The organism is Streptomyces sp. NPDC093591, from assembly GCF_044764885.1.
Lineage (GTDB): Bacteria > Actinomycetota > Actinomycetes > Streptomycetales > Streptomycetaceae > Streptomyces.
Window position 1 is genome coordinate 59912 of sequence record NZ_JBIWIY010000032.1, and the last position, 20418, is coordinate 80329.

A 20418-nucleotide genomic window follows, 5' to 3' on the forward strand; every position below is an offset into this window, starting at 1 on the left:
CTGTGCCGACCCTGGCCGCCCGGTCCGTGCAAACCCGCAGGGCTGCAGGCGTCGGTGGCCCGGCGTCGGGTGAAGGGCGCCGTTCTGAACTAGCGGCCGAAGAGCGTCATGTCGGCCGGTACGGAGGCCCGCCCCCCGGTGGCGAGGTCGGCCCCACTGGAACGCGTACGGGGCATCTGGGAGGACATCGCCCAGATGCCCGGTGTACGGGACACGGTCACCGCGCTCACCCTGTCCAGCGCATGGCGTCGAAGCGGTAGTCGGACGAGTCGTTGATCATGACTCCACCGGCTTCCAGCAGCCGGGCCGCGGTCAGGGCGCGGTCCAGGCGCGAGGTGAAGATGCCCGCGTGGAGGCTGTAGTCGATGGCGTTGGCCTGCTCGGTGGCGTCCTCGAAGGACGTGAACGGTTGCAGCATGACGACCGGGGCGAACACCTCCTCCTGCCGGATCGAGCAGGTCGCCGGGACGTCTTCCAGGACGGCCGGCGTGTACAGGGCGCCAGTGGCGTGGTTGCCGCACAGCAGCACCGCGCCTTCGGTCACCGCCGTGTCGACCTTGGCCCGGGTGGCGGCCGCGGCTTCCGGGGTGATCATGGGGCCGACGTCAGTGTGCTCGTCGAGGGGGTCGCCGACGCGGAGCAGCTTGGTGCGGGCGACGAAGGCGTCGCGGAAGCGCTCGTAGAGCTCGGCCGCGATGAGGATCCGCTGGGTGCCGATGCGGTTCTGTCCCGCGGCTCAGAACGCGCCGGAGCGAGCTTTTTCAGGCCGGCCGTGCGGGAGATGGCCTCGCCGGGGGGTGAATCCGCCGGTGAAGACGCGGGCGGGCTCCTTCCCTCGCTCGGGTCGGCACCCGTCCGTGCCTTCGCCTGGAGCCCGGACCGCGCGAAGACGCCGGACGGGTTGCCGTTGCCTCGATGTGCGCCCTTGGCCTCGGGCTTTCACACCCCGCCTCGTTCTGGGCGGCAGCCGTCGTGCCCGGTGACGAGATCCGCGACCGCGACCGCGTTTTTCGAGTGCCGAAACGACATGGCAAGGGCCAGTGGCGGGCGGACAGCGCCACTGGCCATTCCGATGATGCGTGGCTGTTGGTCAGCGCAGCCGGTCCTTGGCCTTGTAGTACGCCCCGCCGAACGGCAGGAACCAGGCGGTGCCGTTGTAGAAGGGGACGGGAACCTTGGGGAAGCCAAGGTCACGCAAGGGGTTGGCCCCCGGCTTGCCGTCCATCATCTCGGCGACCGCCCGCCCCATGTACGTGGCCATCTGGACGCCGTGGCCGCAGTAACCCATGGAGTAGTACAGGCCCTTGGCCCCCTCGGCCTCACCCGCGTGTGGGATGCGGTCCCAGGAGAAGCCGACCATGCCGCCCCAGACGTAGTCGACGCGGACGCCCGCCAGCTGCGGGAAGATCTCCGCCATCTCCCGCTTGAGGACGTCCCCGCTCTTCACGTCGGAGGCCGGGTTGGAGGGCGCGAAGCGGGCCCGGCCGCCGAAGGCGAGGCGGTTGTCGGGGGTGAGGCGGATGTAATGGCCGACGTTCTTGGAGTCGACCACCAGGCGCCCGTTGGGAATGATCTCGCGAGCGCGTGCCTCGCCGAGCGGCTCGGTGACGATGATGAAGCTGCCGACGTTGATCAACCGCTTCCGGAACCAGGGCAGCGCCTTGTCACTGTAGGCGTCGGTGGCCGCCATGACCTGCTTGGCGCGGATGGCGCCGTGCATGGTCTCGACGAGGAAGCCGCCGGGGGTCTTCGTCAGGCCTGTGGCGGCGTTCCGTTCGTGGATCTCCGCACCCGCGCGTTCGGCGGCCTCGGCCAGGCCGTGGACGAACTTGCCCACATGCAGGGCCGCGCCGAGCGGGTCGAGCAGGGCGCCGTGGTAGTAGTCTGAGCCGAGTTCGGCGCGCAGTTCGTTCTTGGTCAGCAATACCGTGTCGTGGCCGTAGTTCTCGGCCAGATCGCGTTGCTTGGCCCGCATGGCGTCGAAGTGCTGGGGCTTGAAGGCGACGCCGAGGCGCCCGGCACGGTGGAAGTCGCAGTCGATCTTCTCCTTGACCGCGAGCTCCTCGACGAGGTCCACCGCGTCGCGGAACGCGTCGTAGATCTCACGGGCGCGCTCCATCCCGTAGCGCTTGCGAGCCTCGGCCGGGCTGATGGTGATGCCGGGGTTGCAGTGGCTGCCGTTGCGCCCTGAGGCACCCGAGCCGACCTTGTCCTTCTCGACGAGGACGACCCGGGCGCCTTTGCGGGCGGCGTGGTAGGCGGTGGACAGTCCGGTGAGGCCGCCGCCGATGACCACCACGTCGGCCTCGTCCGGCAGGTCCTTTCCGGACCGGTCGGGCAGGGCGGGAGCGGTGTCGAGCCAGTAGGGGATCTGCTTCATGGCGTGCGTCCTTTGCGTTCTCAATCCTGTTTCGCCGTGTCGCCGTGTCGCCGTGCGCCGTGTCGCCGTGCGGTCAGCAGCCGAGCAGGGCCGGCAGGCCGGACAGGTCGGGCAGTTCGTCGTAGGGCTGGTAGTCGGCGCTGCCGCTGTGGAATTCGTAGCGGTTGATCCACACGCGGCGAGCGAGGCCGAGGTCGCGGGTGGGGATGAGGTCGTACTCCCAGCCCTGGGCGACGTGGATGACCTGCGACGGCTCGACGCCCATGGTCTGGAGGGCATACTCGAAGGCCTGACGATCCGGCTTGTAGGCGCCGGCCTGCTCGGCGGTGATGACATGGTCGAACTCGACGCCCATGTTGGCCACGTTCTGGGCGATGAGGTCGTCGTCCGTGTTGGAGATGATGGCGATCTCGTACCGGGACTTCAGCGCCCGCAGGGCGGCCGGGACCTCGGGGTGGGGGCCGAAGGTGGGCACGGCCGCGACCAGGGCCTCGCCGTCGGACTTCCGGTACTCCAGGCCGTGCAGACGCATGGCCGCCTCCAGGCTGGAGGGCAGCACCTCGCGGAAGGGGCGGTAGGCCTCCAGGACGGCCTGGAACCGCATGACGCGGAAGTCGTCGAGGAACTCGTCGACGTTCAGGCCGTCCAGGTCCAGGCGGTCGGCCAGGACCTTCAGGGTGGTGGGGCCGAGCTGGAAGTCGACCAGGGTGCCGTAGGCATCGAAGGTGACGATCTGACGCATGGCGTTCAACCTCTTTCCGGGCATATCGGACACTCTGTTCGCCGGGAGTCACGGTCTCGTCGAGTGCGGCCAGGTCCGCCGCATCGGGGTTCAGGAGGCTGCCGCGGCGTTGGCGGCGACCTGTTCAGGGGGGCAGGGGGGCTTGAGGGGGTGCCCGAGGGGCCGCCGCTAGAGGACGAGCCCCCGGACAGGGCCGGGGACGGTGAATGCTGATCAGGTCGTCGGCGGCAGCACCATTGCTGCTCCGAGTGCGATGAGCCTTTCTCCGACCCGAGGTGATGCGTCAGTGAAGCACCGCGGGGAATCGGGCAACAAGGGACGTGAGGCCGCGAGATCGACCGCGTATTTTGTGCCTGTGCACAATTTCCGGTCAGGGACTCGGTGCGGTTCCGGCCCGAACCGGCTGAGTCTCTGAGAGGCACCGCGAGAAGCACCGCGAGCGGCTCCGGCGCGTAGTGCGGCCGCTTCGCGCTGTCGCCCGGCGGCGTGACCGGATTGTCGGCCGCCAAGGCCGCCGTCCTCATGAGGGGCGTGTGGCCTCTGACCGTCACGCTTTGGCTCCGGCTCTTTCCGTCGCGGTCCCCGGCCGGTTGCCGCAACCCGTCCAGCAATCGGTGGATCAGGACACCGTCGCCCGGAAGCGGGCGCCCGCGTCCGTCTCCAGCCAAGCCAGGGCGAGGACCAGCCGGGCGGCGTCGTTCGGTCTGGACAGCTTCAGCCCGGTCGCCTCTTCCGCGGCCTGCAGGCGATTGCCCACCGTGTTCCGGTGACGGTAGGTGCGTGCGGCCACCTCGGCGACCGAGCCCAGGTCGAGGTACCAGCGCAGGGTCTCGATGATGCTGTCGCTGTCGCGCAGCCCGAGGAGTGGGCGCAGCACGCCGGTGGCCATCGCACCGGTGAGCTCCTCCTGCGCCGACATGATCGCCCCGACCCAGTGGCCCTCCACATGCCGCACTCCGGGCCGCGCGGAGCTGCGGATCGCGGCACGTGCGAACCGGATGCCCCGTGCCGTCAGCGCCAGCCCGGGCACTTCCGCGACGCCGCAGCGCCACGGAGCGAACGGCCGGAGCATGGCGAGCATGGTCTCTTGATCGCACCGTCCGTGACGGATGATGCCGAGGAGCTCGTCGCCCATCCATCCGAAGTGACGCAGCAGGCCACCACGACGCAACGCATCGTCGACCTGGGACAGAGCCGGGTCCCCGGTAGGAACGGATTCGACCACGACCACGGTCAGGGCGACGTGCTCGGAGAAGCCCAGCAACGTCGAGGCCTCGGCGACCGTCGAGGGATCCTGCTCCCCTTCCAGGACGAGGCGGCTGAAGGCGCGGTTGCGCACCTCCGTACGACGGCTCGCCAGGTCGCGCTCGGTGCGGCGGTAGGCGTCGACGACCTCGACGCTGTTGGCGTCCGTCGCCTCCCAGACGCGGATCAATCCGTCGAGGAAGTCGGGATCGGCGCTGATGCCCCGTGCTCGACCCTCCGCGAGCACGGCCTCCCACAGGGTCCTGAGGTCCAGCTGGAAGGAGTGCATCAGAGCGGTCAGGGGAAACGCCTGTTCCGCTCGCTCACGTCCCACGTCCTCGGTGGCGCGCGAGACCTCCCGGGGCACGGGACCGCCGGCCAGCCGGGTCAGGGCGAGTTCGAGGGTTCGTCGCATCCCCTCCCGTTTCTGGACCGGGTCCCAGTCCGCCGACGCGTAGGCGGCCTCCTCGGCTTCCAGCTGTTCGAGAGCACGAGAGGTCAGTTCGTCGAGTCGTTCCTCGAGGAGCTGGCGCGCGATCGCCTGCACGGCGTCGTGGCGGGCACCACCCCGGCGGCGTCCCGGGCCGCTCATGAGGACCACCTTTTCCGACGACAGCCGTCACCGGCCGGATACGGGGCCGTCTCCGGGAGACGCCGCTGACATGCCGGTGGGGCTCCCTGACAGAAATTGTGCACAGGCACAAAATACGGGGTCGATGTCGCGGCCTCGCGTCCCTTGTTGCCGGATTCTCCGCGGGGTTTCATTTTGACGCGTCACCTCGGGCTGGAGAGGGCTCGTGACATGACCAAGCACTTGGGGCAGTTATGGCGCTTCCGTAAGTACCTGATCCCCATTCCGTCACCTTGAGTGGGCGCTGCTGAGCGGCGCCGCGTCCCTCGGGTCAGTCTCAGCCTTCCGCCACGGGGCCCACCAGGAGGCGATGACCAAGGCTGCCGAGCCAACCGGTTCACCAGGCAGAGCGGGATCGAGATCACCCAGGACTCGCCCAGAGACTACGCCGAGCTCCGGGCGAGGGGCGAGGACCAGAACGTCACGGGCCCCTGCCGCCGTACATCGAGGAGTACCGAACGGGGGAGTTCGGGAGTTCGGGAGTTCGGGAGTTCGCCTGGACCTGTCGGTCGGCCACGCCCGAGCGTCGTGACGCAGGCCCACGGTGAGTAATGAGCGACCTGACGACGAGAGAGAGAAACGCACCGATGACCTCAGCGACCACCACCGGCCAGGACGGAACGACCATCCCCGGTCACACCGGCCAACTGCCGGGCTCGCTCCTCGACCACGTACTGCGGCAGTCCTTCGGACTCCAGGGATATGTCCAGCACCCACTGGGAGGGGAGGTCGACCAGAACGTCCGGATCACCGGCGATGACGGCACGCGCTACTTCGTACGGGTCACCCGCGCGGAGCCGGACTCAGTCGACGTCCTCTGGCAGAACTCACTCCTCCAGCATCTGGCCGCCACCGTTCCCGACCTTCCGGTGCCACGACTCGTCCCGACACGCGAGGGGAAGTACCTTGCCGGCGTCGTCCACGAGGGCCGAACGCATGTGGTCCGCGTGATGAGCTGGCTCGAGGGCCGGGTCCTGGCGGAGCTCGACGACCATCCCACGGCGCTTCTGCGTCAGCTGGGAGAAGCCGCTGGGCGGCTGAGCCTCGGACTCTCCAGCATGGAGCCACCGGTGGGCCTGGAACCGCACGACTGGGACATGCGCCGGGCCGCCGAGATCGTCGAGGCGTCGCTGCACGCCGTACAGGACGCGGACCGGCGGGAGTCGGTGCGCACGATCATGGGCTGGTACGACGATCTCCTGCCGGCCTTGGACCGACTGCCGCGGAGCGTCCTGCATCAGGATCTCAACGACGCCAACGTCATGGCCGACGCCGACGAGGACGGGATGCTGCGGATCTCGGGCATCGTCGACCTGGGCGACTCGCTCTACGGTGTGCGCGCGGCAGAGGTGGCGATCGCGGCGGGCTACGCCATGGTCCGCAAGGCCGACCCGCTCGCCGCGGCGGCCGAAGTGGTGGCCGGTTTCCACTCGGTGCTCCCCCTCACGGCGGAGGAACTGGCGGCGGTCTATCCGTTGGCGGCCGCCCGGCTGTGCATGAACGCCGTGACGTGGACGCGCCGGGTCGCCGAGAGCGACACGCCGTACGGGCGGACCCGCGTGCAACACACCTGGCCGGCGATCGCGCAGGTGGCCGAGGTCTGCCCCGACGTCGCCGAGGCGACGTTCCGGGTCGCCTGTGGGCTCCCCCGGACACCGGAGCAAGAGGGCTTGGAAGAGGTCTTGGCAGAGGTCCTGGCAAAGGCGGCCCGAGACGGTGCCCCGCACACACCGGCCCCGCGGCTGCTCGACCTGCGACCGGCAAGTGATCTCTACGACGACGTCGACTGGCACGACGCGAGGGCGGTGCGCGCGCGCATCGACGACGCCCTCGACGGACGGCGACGGCGGGGCTACCTGCCTCACCTCGGCGCCTCCTTGCTCCTGGGGGGCCGGCGCCGCCCAGGGGCCGGCGAGCCCGCGACGGTTCAGGTCGGCGGCTCGGTGATCGTGGCAGACGCCGAGGAGGTCGCCAGTCCGCTGTCCGGCGTCGTCGAGGCCCAGGGCGGGCCCGGTATGCCGTTGGTGCTGCGACATGCGGTCCAGGGCGTGGAGTTCTGGACCTGCTGGTGGGGACTCGACGGCTCGCCGCCCGTTGCGGCGAGAGTCCCGGCCGGGGCGCCGTTGGGACGCGCCGGAGCGAGCGATGAGACGGACCCCCTCGGGCCCTGCATCCAGGTGCAGGTCCACCGCACGGCACGGATGGCCACGTGGCCGCCGCCTCGCGCCGTGCCGCCCTCCGCACGGCAGGTGTGGAGCCACCTGTCACCTGACCCCGCCCGGCTCCTCGGGTTCACCGAGTCCCCCGCCGCAGTCCCCACGATCGACGACGTCGTCTCCGTGCGCCGTCGCCACATCGCCCGCTCCCAGCGCAACTACTACCGCGACCCGATGAACCTGGTGCGTGGGCGGGGCGTGTGGTTCCACGACGAGGACGGCCTGGCCTATCTGGACTCGCTGAACAACGTCACCCACGTCGGCCATGCCGAGCCACGGGTGACGGCCGCCGCCACCCGGCAGCTGCGCAAGCTCAACACCAACAGCCGTTTCGTCTACCCGCAGATCGCCAGCTACGTGCAGAAGCTGGTAGCCACGCTGCCCGACCCCCTCGAGGTCGTCTTCCTCGTGTGCACGGGCAGCGAGGCGAACGACCTGGCGCTGCGGATCGCCCGCCAGGTGACAGGTCGTCAGCACATCGTCAACATCGACGGCGCGTACCACGGCAACACCGGCGTGGTGACCGGGATCAGCCCGAACCGTTACAAGGGCCCCGGCGGCGCCGGTGCACCCCCCACCACCCACGAGGTCGTCATCCCGGACCGCTACCGCGGCACCTATGGGTACGACGACGCGGACGCCGGAGCCAAGTACGCGCGCGACGCCGCGGCCGTCATCGAGCGGATCGCGGCCGACGGCCGACCCCCGGCCGCCTTCATCGCCGAGTCGCTGATGGGATCAGGCGGGAACATCGTGTTCCCCGACGGCTACCTCGATGGCGTGTTCACCGCTGCCAGGCGGGCGGGCGCCCTGTGCATCTCCGACGAGGTCCAGGTCGGCGTCGGACGTCTCGGACCCTGGTGGGGTTTCGAGCTCCAGGGGGTGGTCCCGGACATCGTCACGATGGGCAAGCCGCTCGGGAACGGGCATCCCCTCGCGGCGGTGGTCACGAGCCGGGAGATCGCCGACGCGTTCGACACGGGCATGAAGTACTTCAACACCTTCGGCGGCAACCCGGTCTCCTGCGCGATCGGCGAGGCCGTGCTCGACATCGTCGAGCAGGACGGGCTGAGGGAGAACGCCGTGAGCGTGGGCGGGTACTTCGCCCAGTCGCTGCGCGAACTCCAGCGGCGCCAACCGCTCATCGGTGACGTGCGGGCACAAGGGCTCTACCTCGGCGTCGAACTGGTCCGTAACCGCACCACCAAAACGCCGGCCACGGAGCAGGCCTTCATGGTCACCGAGCTCATGAAAGAGCGAGGCGTCATCGTCTTCCCCAATGGTGTGCACGACAACGTACTGAAGATCAAACCGCCCATGACCTTCCGCCGCGAGCACGTGGACCTCTACGTCGACGCGCTGGACGAGGTCCTGTCCCTGCCCGAGCTGCGCTCGGCCGTTCAGCCCTGAGACGGACAACCGCACCTCCCAGCCGACCGACTTCATCACCTCAAGCGGCCGCACCGCGGACTGAGCCAGAAACAGGAAAGACATGACCATGACCCTGACCATCGGCCCGCTGAGGGCTGCGCCCGGCCAGAAGACCCGCGGGTTTCTCCCCGCCGACCTCGGCACCACGACGGCGGAGGTTCCCCTGAACCTCGTCAACGGCTCCCGTCCGGGCCCCAGGGTCGTGATCACCGGCGGCGTCCACGGCGGCGAGTTCATCGGCGTCGACGCCGCCACCCGCCTGGCCGGGCTGCTGGAACCGGACGACATCGCCGGCCAGCTGGTCATCTGCCCCGTGGCCAATCCGCCGGCCGTTTACGGGGGCAGGCTCAACATCTCCCCGCTGGACGGCGTCAACATCAACCGCGTCTCCCCGGCGACAAGGAGGGCGGCCCCACCGACCGGATGACGGCCTGGCTGTTCGAGAACCTGATCGACGGCGCCGACGCCTATGTGGACCTGCACAGCGGCGGCATCGACCAGCATCTGCTCGACTTCGTCGGCTACCGCCTGACCGGCGACGACGAACTGGACGCGAAGAACAGGGGAATGGCCCACGCGGTCGGATACGAGCTGGTCATCTTCGGTACCAGCCCGGACGGCGGCAACAGCCACGCCGCGGCGAACCGGCAGGGTGTCCCCGCGATCCTCGTCGAGACCGGAAAGCTCGGCGACCGCGACCCCGCCACCGTGCGCAGGCTGCTCGACGCCCTGTACCGGATCCTGCACCACCTCGGTGTCGTCGATGCGTCGGAGCACGTCAAGCCGGCGACCGTGCAGCCACGCGACTGGATCTGGGCGGGCGAGGTCGCCTCCCAGGTCACCGGTCTGTGGTACCCGGACGCGGTCACCGGTGACGAGGTGACCGAAGGACAGACCATCGGCCGCATCATCGACCCGGTCGACGGCGCCGAGCACAAGGTCACCGCCACTGCCACCGGAACGATCATCTACGGCATGAACGGGCTCTCCGTCCGCCCCGGCACGGAACTCGCCGCCATCGCCGCCCCGCACCACTGACGGGCCGCATGCCCGCCCACTGATTCCACCCCCCTACCCCACCGAGCGGGCCCCCATTGCGCTACATCCATGAGATCTGTCATGACGCGCCGCCGGCCAGGTGCACGTTACGGGGCTTCGACGCCGAGACCGTCGGAGATGTGGTGTACGTCGAGGATGCCTCCACCGTCCACACTGGCAGCGCGCCGCGGGCGATGGCCGTTTTGCGGAACCTGGCCAATCAGCCCTGTTGCGGCTGGTCAAAGGAGCTCGTGAATGTCCCACAAATAGTTCAGTTCCTGTCCATGCGGGTCGAGGGTCACCTCGCCCCGCATGAACTGTTTTGTGGGCCGGATTGCCCGGTCGGGGCGGCTCCCGGCGAATGGGTGGAAAGGTGGAGATACTTCGTATGGCGCCGTCGGAGTGTCCGGGGCGCGCTGCGTCATGGAGGCCGGGCTCGGCCGGGTAGGAGCGATGTTGATCCGTGTTCTTCTCGTCGAGGAGGCAGACCTGGTGCGCGGGGCACTCGCCGCCCTGCTCACACGTGAGAAGGACATCGAGGTGGTCCCGGCGTCGCCGGAGCACAGCCAGACAGTCGTTCAGGCGCTGTCGTACCGGCCCGACGTGATCGTCATCGACGTCGACGGCGAGGAGGACCGTGCCCTCGGTACCTCCCTGGAGCTGGCCACGCGGCTCCCGCAGTGCCGCACCCTGCTGGTGGTCGGGTCGGCGACTCCCGAGTATCTGCGCCAGGCGCTGGCGCGTCGGGTCGCGGGCCTCATCGGCCGGAACAGCCCCTGCGACATCCTGCCCCAAGGGGTCCGCAAGGTGGCGGCGGGCGAACGGTTCATCGACCCGCGGCTCGCGCTGCTGGCGCTCTCCTCGGCGGAGAACCCGCTGACCGGGAGGGAGCTCGAGGTGCTGCGGCTGGCGGCGGACGGCACGCCCACGCGTGAGATCGCCGACCAGCTGTCGCTGTCGGTGGGAACGGTCCGCAATCACCTGAACGCGGTCTCCAGAAAGGCCGGCGCACGCAACCGCATCGACGCGATCCGCATCGCCCGGGAGTCGGGCTGGCTGTAGTCGGGCCGGCGGCATGGGCCTGCTGCCTGCTGCCCTGGACCTCGGCCATCAGCGTCGGACGTCACTCGCCATCTGGTCCCAGTGGCCGATCAGGTCGCGGTACAGAGCACAGTCGGCCAGCAGCTGCTCGTGGGTGCCGAGGCGGCAACGCGGCCCGTCCATGACGAGGACGAGGTCGGCGCGCAGGGCGGAGCTGATCCGGTGGGCGCAGACGATCAGAGTGGACCGGCGGCAGGCGAAGGCCCGTTCGGCGCCGGCCTCGGCGGCCGGGTCGAGGTGGCAGGTGGCCTCGTCCAGCAGGACCAGCGGGGCGGGCGGGAGCAGGGCACGGACAAGGGCGATCAGCTGGCGCTCACCGGCGGACAGCAGGGCCGGGTTCACCGGTGCGTCGTAGCCGCCGAGGCGTTCGACGAGGGCGGTGGCGCCGATCGCGTGGACCGCCGCGTCGAGGTCGGGTGAGGTGGCCGCGGGGTGCAGATAGGCGAGGTTCTCGCGCAGGGTGCCGGCGACGACGTACGCCTCCTGCGGGATCAGCACGCGGGACCGGGAGAGCCGGCCGACGTCCAGGGAGCGGACCGGGACGCCGCCCAGGTGGACGTCGCCGGTCTGCGGGGCGAGCATTCCGGCGATGAGCGCGGCGAGCGTGGACTTGCCCGCGCCACTGGGGCCGACGACCGCCAGGTGGGTGCCCGAGGGGAGGGACAGGTCGAGATCCCGGACGACCGGTTCGGCGGAGGGGGCATAGCCGAAGGTGACGCCCTGCAGTTCGACACGGCCGTCGCGGGGGAGTCCGTCGTCCGACGTTTCCGCCGTCGCTGTCCCCGCCGACGACCCCGCCGGACCCGCCGGCCTCACCATCCCCGCTGCCTTTGCAGTACCCGCCACCCCCGCAGGCCCCGCCGCCTCCAGGATGCGGCCGAGTGTGACCACCAGCCACAGCCCGCTGCCCCCGAGCCCCTGGACGAAGCCGCGCAGGGCAGGTTGCAGGCTCTGCGCGACGTAGGTCAGCGCGCCCAGGATCGCGCCGGCCGTCACCCCGCCCCGTACCAGCCAGGGCGCACCGGCCAGGATGAGCACGATCGGCAGCCAGCCGCCGACACCCAGCGCGGCCGTGCGCAACGCGGTGAGCCGGGCCAGGGCGCGGGCAGCGTGCGCCGCCTCGTCGATCCGGGCGCCGGCTCGACGACGTACCGTCGCCTCGGCGCCGCACGCCATCACGTCCCGCAGGCCACCGGCCACCGTGCTCACCTGCTCGGCGATGGCCTCGTCCGCGAGGACGACCGCCCGCTGCCGGGCCGCCATCGCCCGCAGGGCCAGCAGGAAGAGGACGAGCCCGGCCATGAGGGGCGGCACGACGAACAGCAGCAGCGCGGGATCCAGCGCGGCGAGCCCGAGCAGCACGCTCACCGTCGTGACCGCGAAGCTCTGCACGAACATCACGACCGCTCCGTACGACTCACGGGCGATCTCCACCTGCTCGGTCAGCCGTGCCACGCCCGCCGTGTCGGCGCTCTGCCCCACGCGGGCGGAGCGGTGCAGCGTGCCGGTGGTGACGAGCGTGACCAGGTCGTCGCGGAGCGGCTCGACGACCGCGGCCAGTTGGAGTGTGGCCTGCCGGGTGCCCCAGGCACCGACGAGGACGGCGCAGGCCAGCAGGCCGAGCCAGCCGAGGCCCTCCGCGGTGCGGTCGGCGAGGAAGCCTTCGTCGACGGCCCGGGCGACCAGCCAGCCGGACAGCAGCGCGGGGATGCCCTGGACCAGCGACCAGCCGGTGAGTCGTACGTACTCCCGGCGCCGCGTGCGCAGTGTGGAGCGCAGCAGGGCCCCGGGTGCCGGGCTCACCACACGCCTCCGTCCCACACCCCTGCGTCGCGATCCGGTCCCGGTGCCGGATGTATGTCCCGGTGCCGATCCAGCCCAGGACCCGCCTCCCCGTCACCCCCCGACTCCGGACGGAACACCGCCCGGTACCCCTCCTCCAGCCACAGTTCCCGATGCGTGCCCACCCCCCGCACCCGCCCCGTGTCGAGCCAGACCACGACCTGCGCGTCCGCGGCCGTGGAGGCGCGGTGGGTCACGACGAGCCGGGACCGGCCGGCGAGGGGCCCGGTGCCGGTGAGGGTCTGGCTGATGTGGTGCTCGGTGACGGTGTCCAGGCTGGCCGTCACGTCGTCCAGCACCAGCAGGCGACCGGAGGGAGCGGACTGGACGAAGGCGCGTGCCAGGCCGATGCGCTGATACTCGCCGCCGGACAGCGGCGCCCCGGTGAGCCGGGTGCCGTAGCCCTCGGGCATGGTCCGGATGAACGCGTCGGCGCGGGCCGCGGTGGCCCCGGCGCGGACCTCCCCGCCCCTGGGCGTGCGCGGCCCGAATCCGATCGCGTCGGCGAAGGTCTCGCCCAGCAGCACGGGGCGTTCGAAGCCGTAGGCGACGGCGTGCCGCAGCTCCGTGCGGTCCACGTCGCGCAGCTGAACTCCGTCGAGCCGTATCTCGCCCTCGTCGGGGTCGGCCAGCCGTCCGGCCAGCGCGGCCAGCACGGACTTGCCGGCTCCCGAGCGTCCTACGACGGCGGTCAGCGCGCCCGCCGGCAGGTCCAGGTCGATGCCGTCCAGCGCGGTGTCGCCTTCGGCGGTGCGTACCGTGACCCCGCGGAACTCCAGCCGCCCGCCGCCCCCGCAGGGCAGGCGCGCCTCGCCGTAGGCGACCGTGGGCTCGCCCAGCACCTCGGCGATCCGGCCGGCGGTGGCGCGTGCGAAGGCCAGCCGGTTCACCGAGGCCACCAGCGAACTCACGCCGGTGGCCAGCGCCACGTACCCGCCGGCGGCGAGCATCTGACCCGGGGTGATACGGCCTTGGGCGAGCCCCAGCCCGGCGACGGCCAGTACGGCGATCTCCAGCAGGGGGACGATCGCCGCGTCCCGCGCCGAGACCCGGGCGACCGCTCGCCACATGCCCAGGCCGTGGCGGTGCAGCTCGGGCAGCGGCCGCAGTACCCGTTCGGTCTCGCCGGTCATGGTCCCGGCGGCCGTGATGGTGCGGATTCCGGTGAGGGCGTCGACGAGCCGGGCGGCGATACGGCCCTGCGTGGCGAAGTAGCGGTCGTTGAGGTCGGAGACGTCGCGGACGAAGGCGCGCACCATGAGGGCGATCAGCGGCAGTCCGGCCACGAAGGTGAGACACAGCCAGGGGTCGATGAGGGCCAGGGCCACCACGGCCCCGACCGGGGGGACCAGGTCGGTCACCGCCCACACGATGCCCGACGGGGCGCTGCCGGCCCGGGCGGTGTTGCCCACGAGACGGGCCACCAGGTCGCCGGGGGTGTGCCGACGGCCGGCGGAAGCGCCCAGGTCCAGGACATGGGCGAGCAGAGTGTGCCGCAGCCAGGCCGTGCAGCGGGCGTTGGCCACGGCGCCCGCGTAGTCGTCCGCGGCGTCGCACACCACCAGCAGGGCGACGGTGACGGCGGACAGGGTCAGCCAGAGGGTGGTGTCGCCGCGCCCGAGCACGGCGTCGACCGTGCGGCCCACGACGGCGGGCAGAAGAACGTGGACGCCTGCCAGCAGCAGTGCCACGGCGGCCTGGGCCCCGGCCCACACACCGCCTCGCCGGACCGTCGTCAGCAGCAGACGGTCCGCCGCGCGTCGGTCCACGGGCTGCTCCCGTCGACGTACGGTTCCAGCGAATGGGGCGGGGGCGCGCGGTGTGCCTGCCCCCGCCGTGTCGGTGCTGACCAGTCGGAACGACTAGCAGATCAGCAGGCTGAGGCGGCTGCCACCACAGCCCTTGCTTGCCCGGCTGCCAGGCGGCGGCGCGTAACCGGTCTCCGACTCGATGGTCAGACCCTGCAGTTCGAGGAGCGACATGTGTGCTCACCTCCTCTCTCGTACTCGCGTGGGGACGGGGAGGTCGTGAGCGGGCAGGCCCGGCGTCAGGAACGGCAGTCCGACGGGCCGGGAGTGGAAGGCGGCGCCCAGGGCCAGGACGACGCCCGCCGTGCCGGTGGCCAGGTCCATGGACAGCCGCAGCAACTGCTCGCCGGGGAAGGCGAGTCGGCCGTCGAGCAGGCAGGCGTGGCGCTCCAGATGGCGTACGTGGTCCGCGATCACCGGGTCGCGGGCGGCGGCAGTGCCGGGCGGGTGCGCGCGGCTGAGGTGGAGGATCATTCCGGCCACGCCGTCGAAGAGCCCGGGTTCGATGTAGAACGACGCGCTCGCGGCCCTGCGGATCGCGTCGGCGGCGGCCGAGAACCCCTCGTCCGCGCGGTGCGCCAGGTACTCGTCGAGGACCATGCCGATGCCCACACTGCCGTCGGCGAGATAGGGCATGGTCCGCCACCCCTCGTTCACCTCCAGCGACCCGTCCGAGCGCTCCAGGCAGCGGTGCAGGTCCTGGCGCAGCGCGGTGGCGGCCAGGTCGAGCAGCGCCGGGTCGCCGCTGTGCTCGTACAGACGCAGGAACAGCAGCGCGGGCCCCGACGAGCCGTACATCAGCCCCGCTCGCGGATGGGCTCCGCCGCTGGTCGCGGGCACGCTGTCGACGGGGCCGAGGCGGTCGGCGACGGTCTGTGCCACGCGCACGGCGGCGTCACCGCAGGCGGCGTCACCGAGGGTGGTGGCGAAGTGCAGCAGGTTGAGCCCGATGCCGGACAGGCCGCCCTTGAGGTCCGGGGCGAGGGCCTCCCAGTGCTCGCCCAGGCACATGTCGAGGACCTTGGCGGCCTCCTCGTGGTGCCCGAGGTGTTCAAGGACGTACGCGACGCCGTGCAGTCCGTCGTAGAAGCCGAGGCGGGTTCCCGGTTGGGGGTTCAGCGCGTGCCGGATCAGCCAGTCCTCGTGGTCGGGCCGCCGTCCGGCGCCGGTCACGTCCAGCGCGTACAGCACGCCCGCAGCGCCATGGGCCACGTCGAGGCCGCCGCCCGGGAGCAGGAACTGATCGATGTCGCCCGGGAAGAGCCGGTCGTTGCGCTCGGGCGTGGCGGAGGCCAGGACGGCATCGGTCATCGAGGTGCGGGCGCGCAGCCAGCCGGAGTGATCGGCCTCCAAGCGGGGGCCTTCGTCCGCCCCCGCGGCCATGCCGCCGTCGCCGGTGAGTGTGCGGACGGCCTCGTCGAGGAACGGCCGGGGAACAGGGAAAAGCCGGGCGGCCTCCCTGGCGAGCTGCCCGGCCTTCCCACCGTCCAGCTCGATGAGGCCGGTCAGTGGCAGGAAGAGGAAGATCCGCAGACAGGCCAGCGCATACCGGTCGATGTCGAAGCCGGTGGCCCCGCCGGGGGCGGTGAATCCCGGGGCCGCGAGGACCTGGCGCCCCGCCTGCGCCACGTCCGACGCTCCCTCGAAGTCGATCAGCACCACCCTGCCGTCGGGGCGGACCAGGACGTTGAAGGTGTGCACGTCGCCGATCACGATGCCCCGCTCATGGACCGCGGCGACCGCTTCCTCCACCTGCCGGTGGATGTCGAGGGCCCAGGACGCGTAGTCGGCGAAGGCCGCCGCGTCGGCGTCCAGGTCCGTCAGTGGATAGCGTTCGACGAACACCTCGTGCAGGGCCCTTCCCTCGATGAACTCCTCGACGAGGAACCGGTGACCGCCCAGCTCGAAGTGATCGCGCAGCTCGGGGACGCAGGGCAGGCCACGCAGCCGCTCCAGGGCCGTCCGCTCGCGTTCCAGCCGGGTGACGGCGTCCGCGCCGTCGGCGGTGAGTCCCGCGTGGGGCCGGGCCTCCTTGAGGACGACGCGCTCCTCGGTGCGGGTGTCGACCGCGGCGTACAGCCCGCCGCCGTTGGAGAAGTGCAGCGCCTTCTCGATCCGGTAGGGCAGATCGGCGACCGTGGTCCGTCGGCTCTCGGCGAGGTGGGGTTCGAGGAACGCGGGCAGCGGCACCCACTGCGGTACCTGGAAGGTGGGGCCACGCAGATCGGGGACCAGCCGTCCGGAAGGGTCCTCCACCGCCTGCTGCAGCACACCGTCGGCCGAGATGGTGTACCGGTCGGCGAAGGCGCCGTACCTGACGTACAGCGGACCGTCGCCCCAGCGCAGATCGCTCAGAATGTACGGCCCCCGCAGGCCGTCGAGGGCGGCGCCGAGCTCGGTGAGCACACGCTCGCACTCGGCCTCGTCCGCCGGGTAGATGGTCACGAACTTGCCGCTGGACCCGCGATGCGCGTACTTGGCGTTGGCGAGGAACAGGGTGTCCACGCCGGGCAGGAACTTGAAGGCGATACGACGCTGGACGCAGTAGTCCCACACCGCGTCCAGGATCGCCTGCGCGTTGTCCGGACACGCCGAGGCGTGGATCTTCCAGCCCTGTGCGGGGAGTTGCGTGTCTACGGGGCGGCAGACCACCCAGTCGCCGAGTTCCTCGCGCGACCACGAGGCAGGGGGCGGGCGGAGCGTCTGATGGAAGCGGCCGCGCGTCCGGCCGTGGGACGGCGTGTCGTAGAAGTGCGGGTGAGTGAGGCAGTACACCTCGTACCGCTTGTCCACGGTCTGCCTCCCGCGGGGGACGGGCGAACGGCGGGGGTCGGGCCCCTCACCTGCGCCTCCGACCTCCCACGATGGCAGAAGAGGGGACCGCGGGGCATCGTTCGTCTGTCACGGGAAGCCCATGAGATTCACACCGGGCGCCTGTACGAATCGCATGGGCCGCCTGCATCGCCGGCTTGCGTCCGCGCGCCGTCGATGGCGGCCGGCAGGAAAATCGCGTGCTCCGACCCGGCCCGGCTCCCTAGACTCACCACGCAATCGCGCGCCGCCCACCACCCGGCGGCGCGTCGCCGTGACGAGTCGAGGGGAGCCGGGCCGTGCGTGACCGCACCGCTGTCGTCGTCTCCCCCTGCCGGTACGTGGTGATCCTCGTGTCCTCGTCCGCCCGGTGCCCGCTGCGCGGCCGGCACCGGATGCCCGCGACGAACGCCTGAGAGCACCTGAGAAGCTCCGAGAGCGCGCCTGAGGTACGTCAACTCCCTTGCCGTTCCTTGCCGTTCTGTGCCGTCCCGCAGTCCGACGGGGCGGCAGGTCACGCTCACGTGCGCCTGCATGCCGTCCGGGAATCGCGCTGCCCCGTTTCCGTTCCGTTTCCGGATCATCCGAAAGGCCAAGGGCCGTGCGCACCGACCTCACCACCCTCACCACCCTCACCGCCGTCCGCAACCTCGGCATCCTCGCCCACGTCGACGCGGGAAAGACCACCGTCACCGAGCGGATCCTGTACGCCACCGGGACCACGCACAAGCGCGGCGAGGTCCACGACGGCACCACCGTCACCGACTTCGACCCGCAGGAGCGCGATCGCGGGATCACCATCTTCGCGGCGGCGGTCAGCTGCGCCTGGGGCGGTCACCGCATCAACCTCATCGACACCCCGGGGCACGTCGACTTCGCCGACGAGGTGGAGCGTTCGCTGCGCGTCCTCGACGGCGCGGTCGCGGTGTTCGACGCCGTGGCCGGAGTCGAACCGCAGAGCGAGTCGGTATGGCGGCAGGCCGACCGGCACGGCGTGCCGAGAATCGCCTTCGTCAACAAGCTGGACCGGGCCGGGGCCGACCTCGACACGGCCGTGGCATCGATCCGGGAACGGCTGCATCCGGCGCCGCTGGTCGTGCAGTTGCCCATCGGTACGGAGGACGGCTTCCGCGGCGTCGTGGACCTCGTACGGATGAGGGCACTGGTGTGGGCCGACGGCGCCGAGACCTTCGTGGAAGAGCATGTGCCGGACGATCTGCGGGAGGAGGCGCACCGGCGTCGACGGCTCCTGGAGGAGGCGGTGGCCGAACTGCATGCCGGCGCGCTGGAGGAGTTCTGCGCGCGGTCGGCGCTCTCGCCGGAGACCCTCGTCACCGCCCTGCGTGACCTGACCGGCAGCGGCGACGGCGTGGTCGTGCTGTGCGGCTCGGCCTACCGCAACCGCGGGATCGAGCCGTTGCTCGACGCGGTCGTGGCGTATCTGCCGTCGCCCCTGGACGTACCGGCCGTGCGCGGTCTGCGCGACGGGGTGGAGGAGGACCGGCCCGCGGACCCGTCGGCACCGTTCGCGGCGCTGGCGTTCAAGGTGAGTGCCACGTCGACCGGCAGGCTCACGTACCTGCGCGTGTACTCGGGAACGGTCGAGAAGGGAGACACGGTGTTCGACGCGGGCGCGCGCCGCGGTGAGCGGATCGGGCGGATCCTGCGGGTCCAGGCCGACCGCCACGCCCAGGTGGACCGGGCGGTCGCCGGGGACATCGTGGCCGTGGTCGGCCTGAAGTCGGCTCGCCCCGGCTCCACGCTCTGCGCGCCGGACGCCCCACTCGTCCTCGAACCGCCGAGCGTGGCCGACCCGGTGGTGTCCGTGGCGGTCGAGGCCCGCAGGTCCACCGACACCGACCGGCTGGCCTCGGCGCTGGCCCGGCTGGCCGAGGAGGATCCGTCGCTGGTCGCGCGGACCGACGCCGAGACCGGGCAGACGGTGCTGTCCGGCATGGGAGAACTGCATCTGGAGGTCGCGATGGAGAAGATCCGGCGGGAGGCCGGGCTGGACGTCAACGTCGGCCGCCCCCGGGTCGCCTACCGGGAGACGGTGGGCCGAGGGGTGTCCGGCTTCGTCTTCCGGCACGTCAAACAGGACGGCGGGGCGGGGCAGTTCGCGCACGTGGTCCTCGACGTGGAGCCGCTGGAAACGGAGGCGGGCTTCGAGTTCCGCTCGACCGTCGTCGGCGGTCGCGTGCCGCAGGAGTACGTACGCGCAGTGGAGGCCGGCTGCCGGGACGCCCTCGCCGAAGGCCCGCTCGGCGGCCACCCGGTGACCGGGCTGCGCGTCACCCTCACCGACGGCTCGACCCACGTGAAGGACTCCTCCGACACGGCCTTCCGCACGGCCGGCCGACTCGGCCTCCGGGACGCCCTGCGCACCTGCGCGATGGTCCTGCTGGAGCCGGTCGTCGAGGTCACGGTCACCGTGCCCGAGGACGCGGTCGGCGGGGTCCTCGGCGACCTGGCGGCCCGGCGGGGCCGGGTGACGGGCTCGACCACACGGGCGGGCGCGGCGGTCGTGACGGCCACCGTGCCGCTGGCCGAACTGTTCGGCTACGCGACGCGGTTGCGGAGCCGGACGCAGGGTCGGGGGACGTTCACGGCTCGGCCGACGGGGTACGCGGCGGCGCCGGTGGCCGCCGCACCGCGGTAGCGCAGCGGGGCCCGTCCCCTCGGGAGGGGCATGGTCTACTCGACGCGACCGGCGTCGAGTAGACCATGCCATGCGAGTGGGGGCGTCAGTTCAGCAGTCCCGGAACTCCGGCGACTGGTTCAGCACCTGCGACCGCACCGAAGTGAACCGCGCGTACGTCTCCCCGTCCCGGCCCTCCATCCGGAACGCCGCAACCCGGTGGCAGTTCTGGAAGGCCAGGGCGACCCCGAAGTGGCGCTCCAGGCTGCCACGGATCGCGTCGCTGGCGAGGGCGCGCAGCAGTTGGCCGCGCTCCTTCTCGGACGGGGGAGGGGTCTGGTTGTCGGTGAACTCGGCCGTGCCGCCCTTGAGTTCCTCGGCGAGGGAGGCGATCAGATCGTAGGCGTACGGCAGTGAGGTGCGGACGGTGTCCACGAAGTCCTCCTCGCGGATGTCACCGTGTTCGGCTTCGGCGAGGAGCTTCGGGGAGACGTCGAGAGACATGTGCGTGTGTTCCTGTCCGGTGGTGTGGCGA

Annotated in this window: 15 protein-coding genes; 5 read left to right on the forward strand and 10 right to left on the reverse strand. The window is 71.3% G+C overall.

Annotation, left to right across the window (positions count from 1 at the left end; translation table 11 throughout):
- Window positions 1-89: 89 nt before the first annotated feature.
- The 5 genes from ACIREI_RS44295 to ACIREI_RS44315 all read right to left on the reverse strand — a co-directional run bounded on the left by ACIREI_RS44295 (window position 90) and on the right by ACIREI_RS44315 (window position 4959).
- Window positions 90-221, reverse strand: coding sequence for a hypothetical protein (locus tag ACIREI_RS44295; protein WP_403345886.1), 132 nt, complete (start codon window positions 219-221; stop codon window positions 90-92).
- 5 nt (window positions 222-226) lie between these two features.
- Complete coding sequence (locus ACIREI_RS44300; RefSeq protein WP_403345925.1) at window positions 227-718, reverse strand: aldehyde dehydrogenase family protein; 492 nt, start codon at window positions 716-718, stop codon at window positions 227-229.
- Window positions 719-1090: 372 nt separating this feature from the next.
- Complete coding sequence (locus ACIREI_RS44305) at window positions 1091-2380, reverse strand: NAD(P)/FAD-dependent oxidoreductase (RefSeq protein ID WP_403345888.1); 1290 nt, start codon at window positions 2378-2380, stop codon at window positions 1091-1093.
- Between the two features lie 73 nt (window positions 2381-2453).
- Window positions 2454-3122, reverse strand: a complete 669-nt coding sequence (locus ACIREI_RS44310; protein WP_403345890.1) for a haloacid dehalogenase type II — start codon at window positions 3120-3122, stop codon at window positions 2454-2456.
- A 619-nt stretch (window positions 3123-3741) separates the two neighbouring features.
- Window positions 3742-4959 (reverse strand): helix-turn-helix domain-containing protein, encoded by a 1218-nt coding sequence (locus tag ACIREI_RS44315; protein WP_403345891.1) that lies wholly within the window; start codon window positions 4957-4959, stop codon window positions 3742-3744.
- 626 nt (window positions 4960-5585) lie between these two features.
- On the opposite strand from ACIREI_RS44315, the gene ACIREI_RS44320 reads away from it, so the two are divergent.
- The 4 genes from ACIREI_RS44320 to ACIREI_RS44335 all read left to right on the forward strand — a co-directional run bounded on the left by ACIREI_RS44320 (window position 5586) and on the right by ACIREI_RS44335 (window position 10745).
- Entirely contained in the window at window positions 5586-8624 is a 3039-nt protein-coding gene (locus tag ACIREI_RS44320) for an aminotransferase class III-fold pyridoxal phosphate-dependent enzyme (RefSeq protein ID WP_403345893.1), read from the forward strand.
- 82 nt (window positions 8625-8706) lie between these two features.
- Complete coding sequence (locus ACIREI_RS44325) at window positions 8707-9072, forward strand: succinylglutamate desuccinylase/aspartoacylase family protein (RefSeq protein WP_403345895.1); 366 nt, start codon at window positions 8707-8709, stop codon at window positions 9070-9072.
- A complete protein-coding gene (locus tag ACIREI_RS44330; protein WP_403345897.1) occupies window positions 9069-9683 on the forward strand; it encodes a succinylglutamate desuccinylase/aspartoacylase family protein in 615 nt (204 codons plus the stop codon). The genes ACIREI_RS44325 and ACIREI_RS44330 overlap by 4 nt, the downstream gene beginning before the upstream one ends.
- Before the next feature lie 456 nt (window positions 9684-10139).
- Entirely contained in the window at window positions 10140-10745 is a 606-nt protein-coding gene (locus ACIREI_RS44335; RefSeq protein ID WP_403345927.1) for a response regulator transcription factor, read from the forward strand.
- A gap of 48 nt (window positions 10746-10793) precedes the next feature.
- On the opposite strand, the gene ACIREI_RS44340 is transcribed toward ACIREI_RS44335, so the two are convergent.
- From ACIREI_RS44340 to lanKC, 4 genes are all read right to left on the reverse strand, one after another.
- Window positions 10794-12587 (reverse strand): ATP-binding cassette domain-containing protein, encoded by a 1794-nt coding sequence (locus ACIREI_RS44340; RefSeq protein WP_403345899.1) that lies wholly within the window; start codon window positions 12585-12587, stop codon window positions 10794-10796.
- Window positions 12584-14395 carry an ABC transporter ATP-binding protein gene (locus ACIREI_RS44345; RefSeq protein ID WP_403345901.1) on the reverse strand — a complete coding sequence of 604 codons (1812 nt, stop codon included), beginning with the start codon at window positions 14393-14395 and terminating at the stop codon, window positions 12584-12586. The genes ACIREI_RS44340 and ACIREI_RS44345 overlap by 4 nt, the downstream gene beginning before the upstream one ends.
- 93 nt (window positions 14396-14488) lie before the next feature.
- Window positions 14489-14608 carry a SapB/AmfS family lanthipeptide gene (locus tag ACIREI_RS44350; protein ID WP_403345903.1) on the reverse strand — a complete coding sequence of 40 codons (120 nt, stop codon included), beginning with the start codon at window positions 14606-14608 and terminating at the stop codon, window positions 14489-14491.
- Window positions 14609-14614: 6 nt separating this feature from the next.
- Window positions 14615-17227, reverse strand: coding sequence for a class III lanthionine synthetase LanKC (gene lanKC / locus ACIREI_RS44355; RefSeq protein WP_403345905.1), 2613 nt, complete (start codon window positions 17225-17227; stop codon window positions 14615-14617).
- A gap of 619 nt (window positions 17228-17846) precedes the next feature.
- Here lanKC and fusA point away from each other — a divergent pair.
- Complete coding sequence (fusA, locus tag ACIREI_RS44360) at window positions 17847-19904, forward strand: elongation factor G (protein WP_403345906.1); 2058 nt, start codon at window positions 17847-17849, stop codon at window positions 19902-19904.
- 90 nt (window positions 19905-19994) lie between these two features.
- On the opposite strand, the gene ACIREI_RS44365 is transcribed toward fusA, so the two are convergent.
- Window positions 19995-20387 (reverse strand): SCO5389 family protein, encoded by a 393-nt coding sequence (locus ACIREI_RS44365; RefSeq protein ID WP_403345908.1) that lies wholly within the window; start codon window positions 20385-20387, stop codon window positions 19995-19997.
- Between the last annotated feature and the right edge of the window lie 31 nt (window positions 20388-20418).

Bases quoted from the DNA above. Each gene is read 5' to 3' on its own strand.
- ACIREI_RS44315 (WP_403345891.1), bottom strand. From the start codon at position 4,959: ATGAGCGGCCCGGGACGCCGCCGGGGTGGTGCCCGCCACGACGCCGTG.
- ACIREI_RS44350 (WP_403345903.1), bottom strand. From the start codon at position 14,608: ATGTCGCTCCTCGAACTGCAGGGTCTGACCATCGAGTCGGAGACCGGT.
- ACIREI_RS44330 (WP_403345897.1), top strand. From the start codon at position 9,069: ATGACGGCCTGGCTGTTCGAGAACCTGATCGACGGCGCCGACGCCTAT.
- ACIREI_RS44365 (WP_403345908.1), bottom strand. From the start codon at position 20,387: ATGTCTCTCGACGTCTCCCCGAAGCTCCTCGCCGAAGCCGAACACGGT.
- ACIREI_RS44305 (WP_403345888.1), bottom strand. From the start codon at position 2,380: ATGAAGCAGATCCCCTACTGGCTCGACACCGCTCCCGCCCTGCCCGAC.
- ACIREI_RS44320 (WP_403345893.1), top strand. From the start codon at position 5,586: ATGACCTCAGCGACCACCACCGGCCAGGACGGAACGACCATCCCCGGT.
- ACIREI_RS44310 (WP_403345890.1), bottom strand. From the start codon at position 3,122: ATGCGTCAGATCGTCACCTTCGATGCCTACGGCACCCTGGTCGACTTC.
- ACIREI_RS44325 (WP_403345895.1), top strand. From the start codon at position 8,707: ATGACCATGACCCTGACCATCGGCCCGCTGAGGGCTGCGCCCGGCCAG.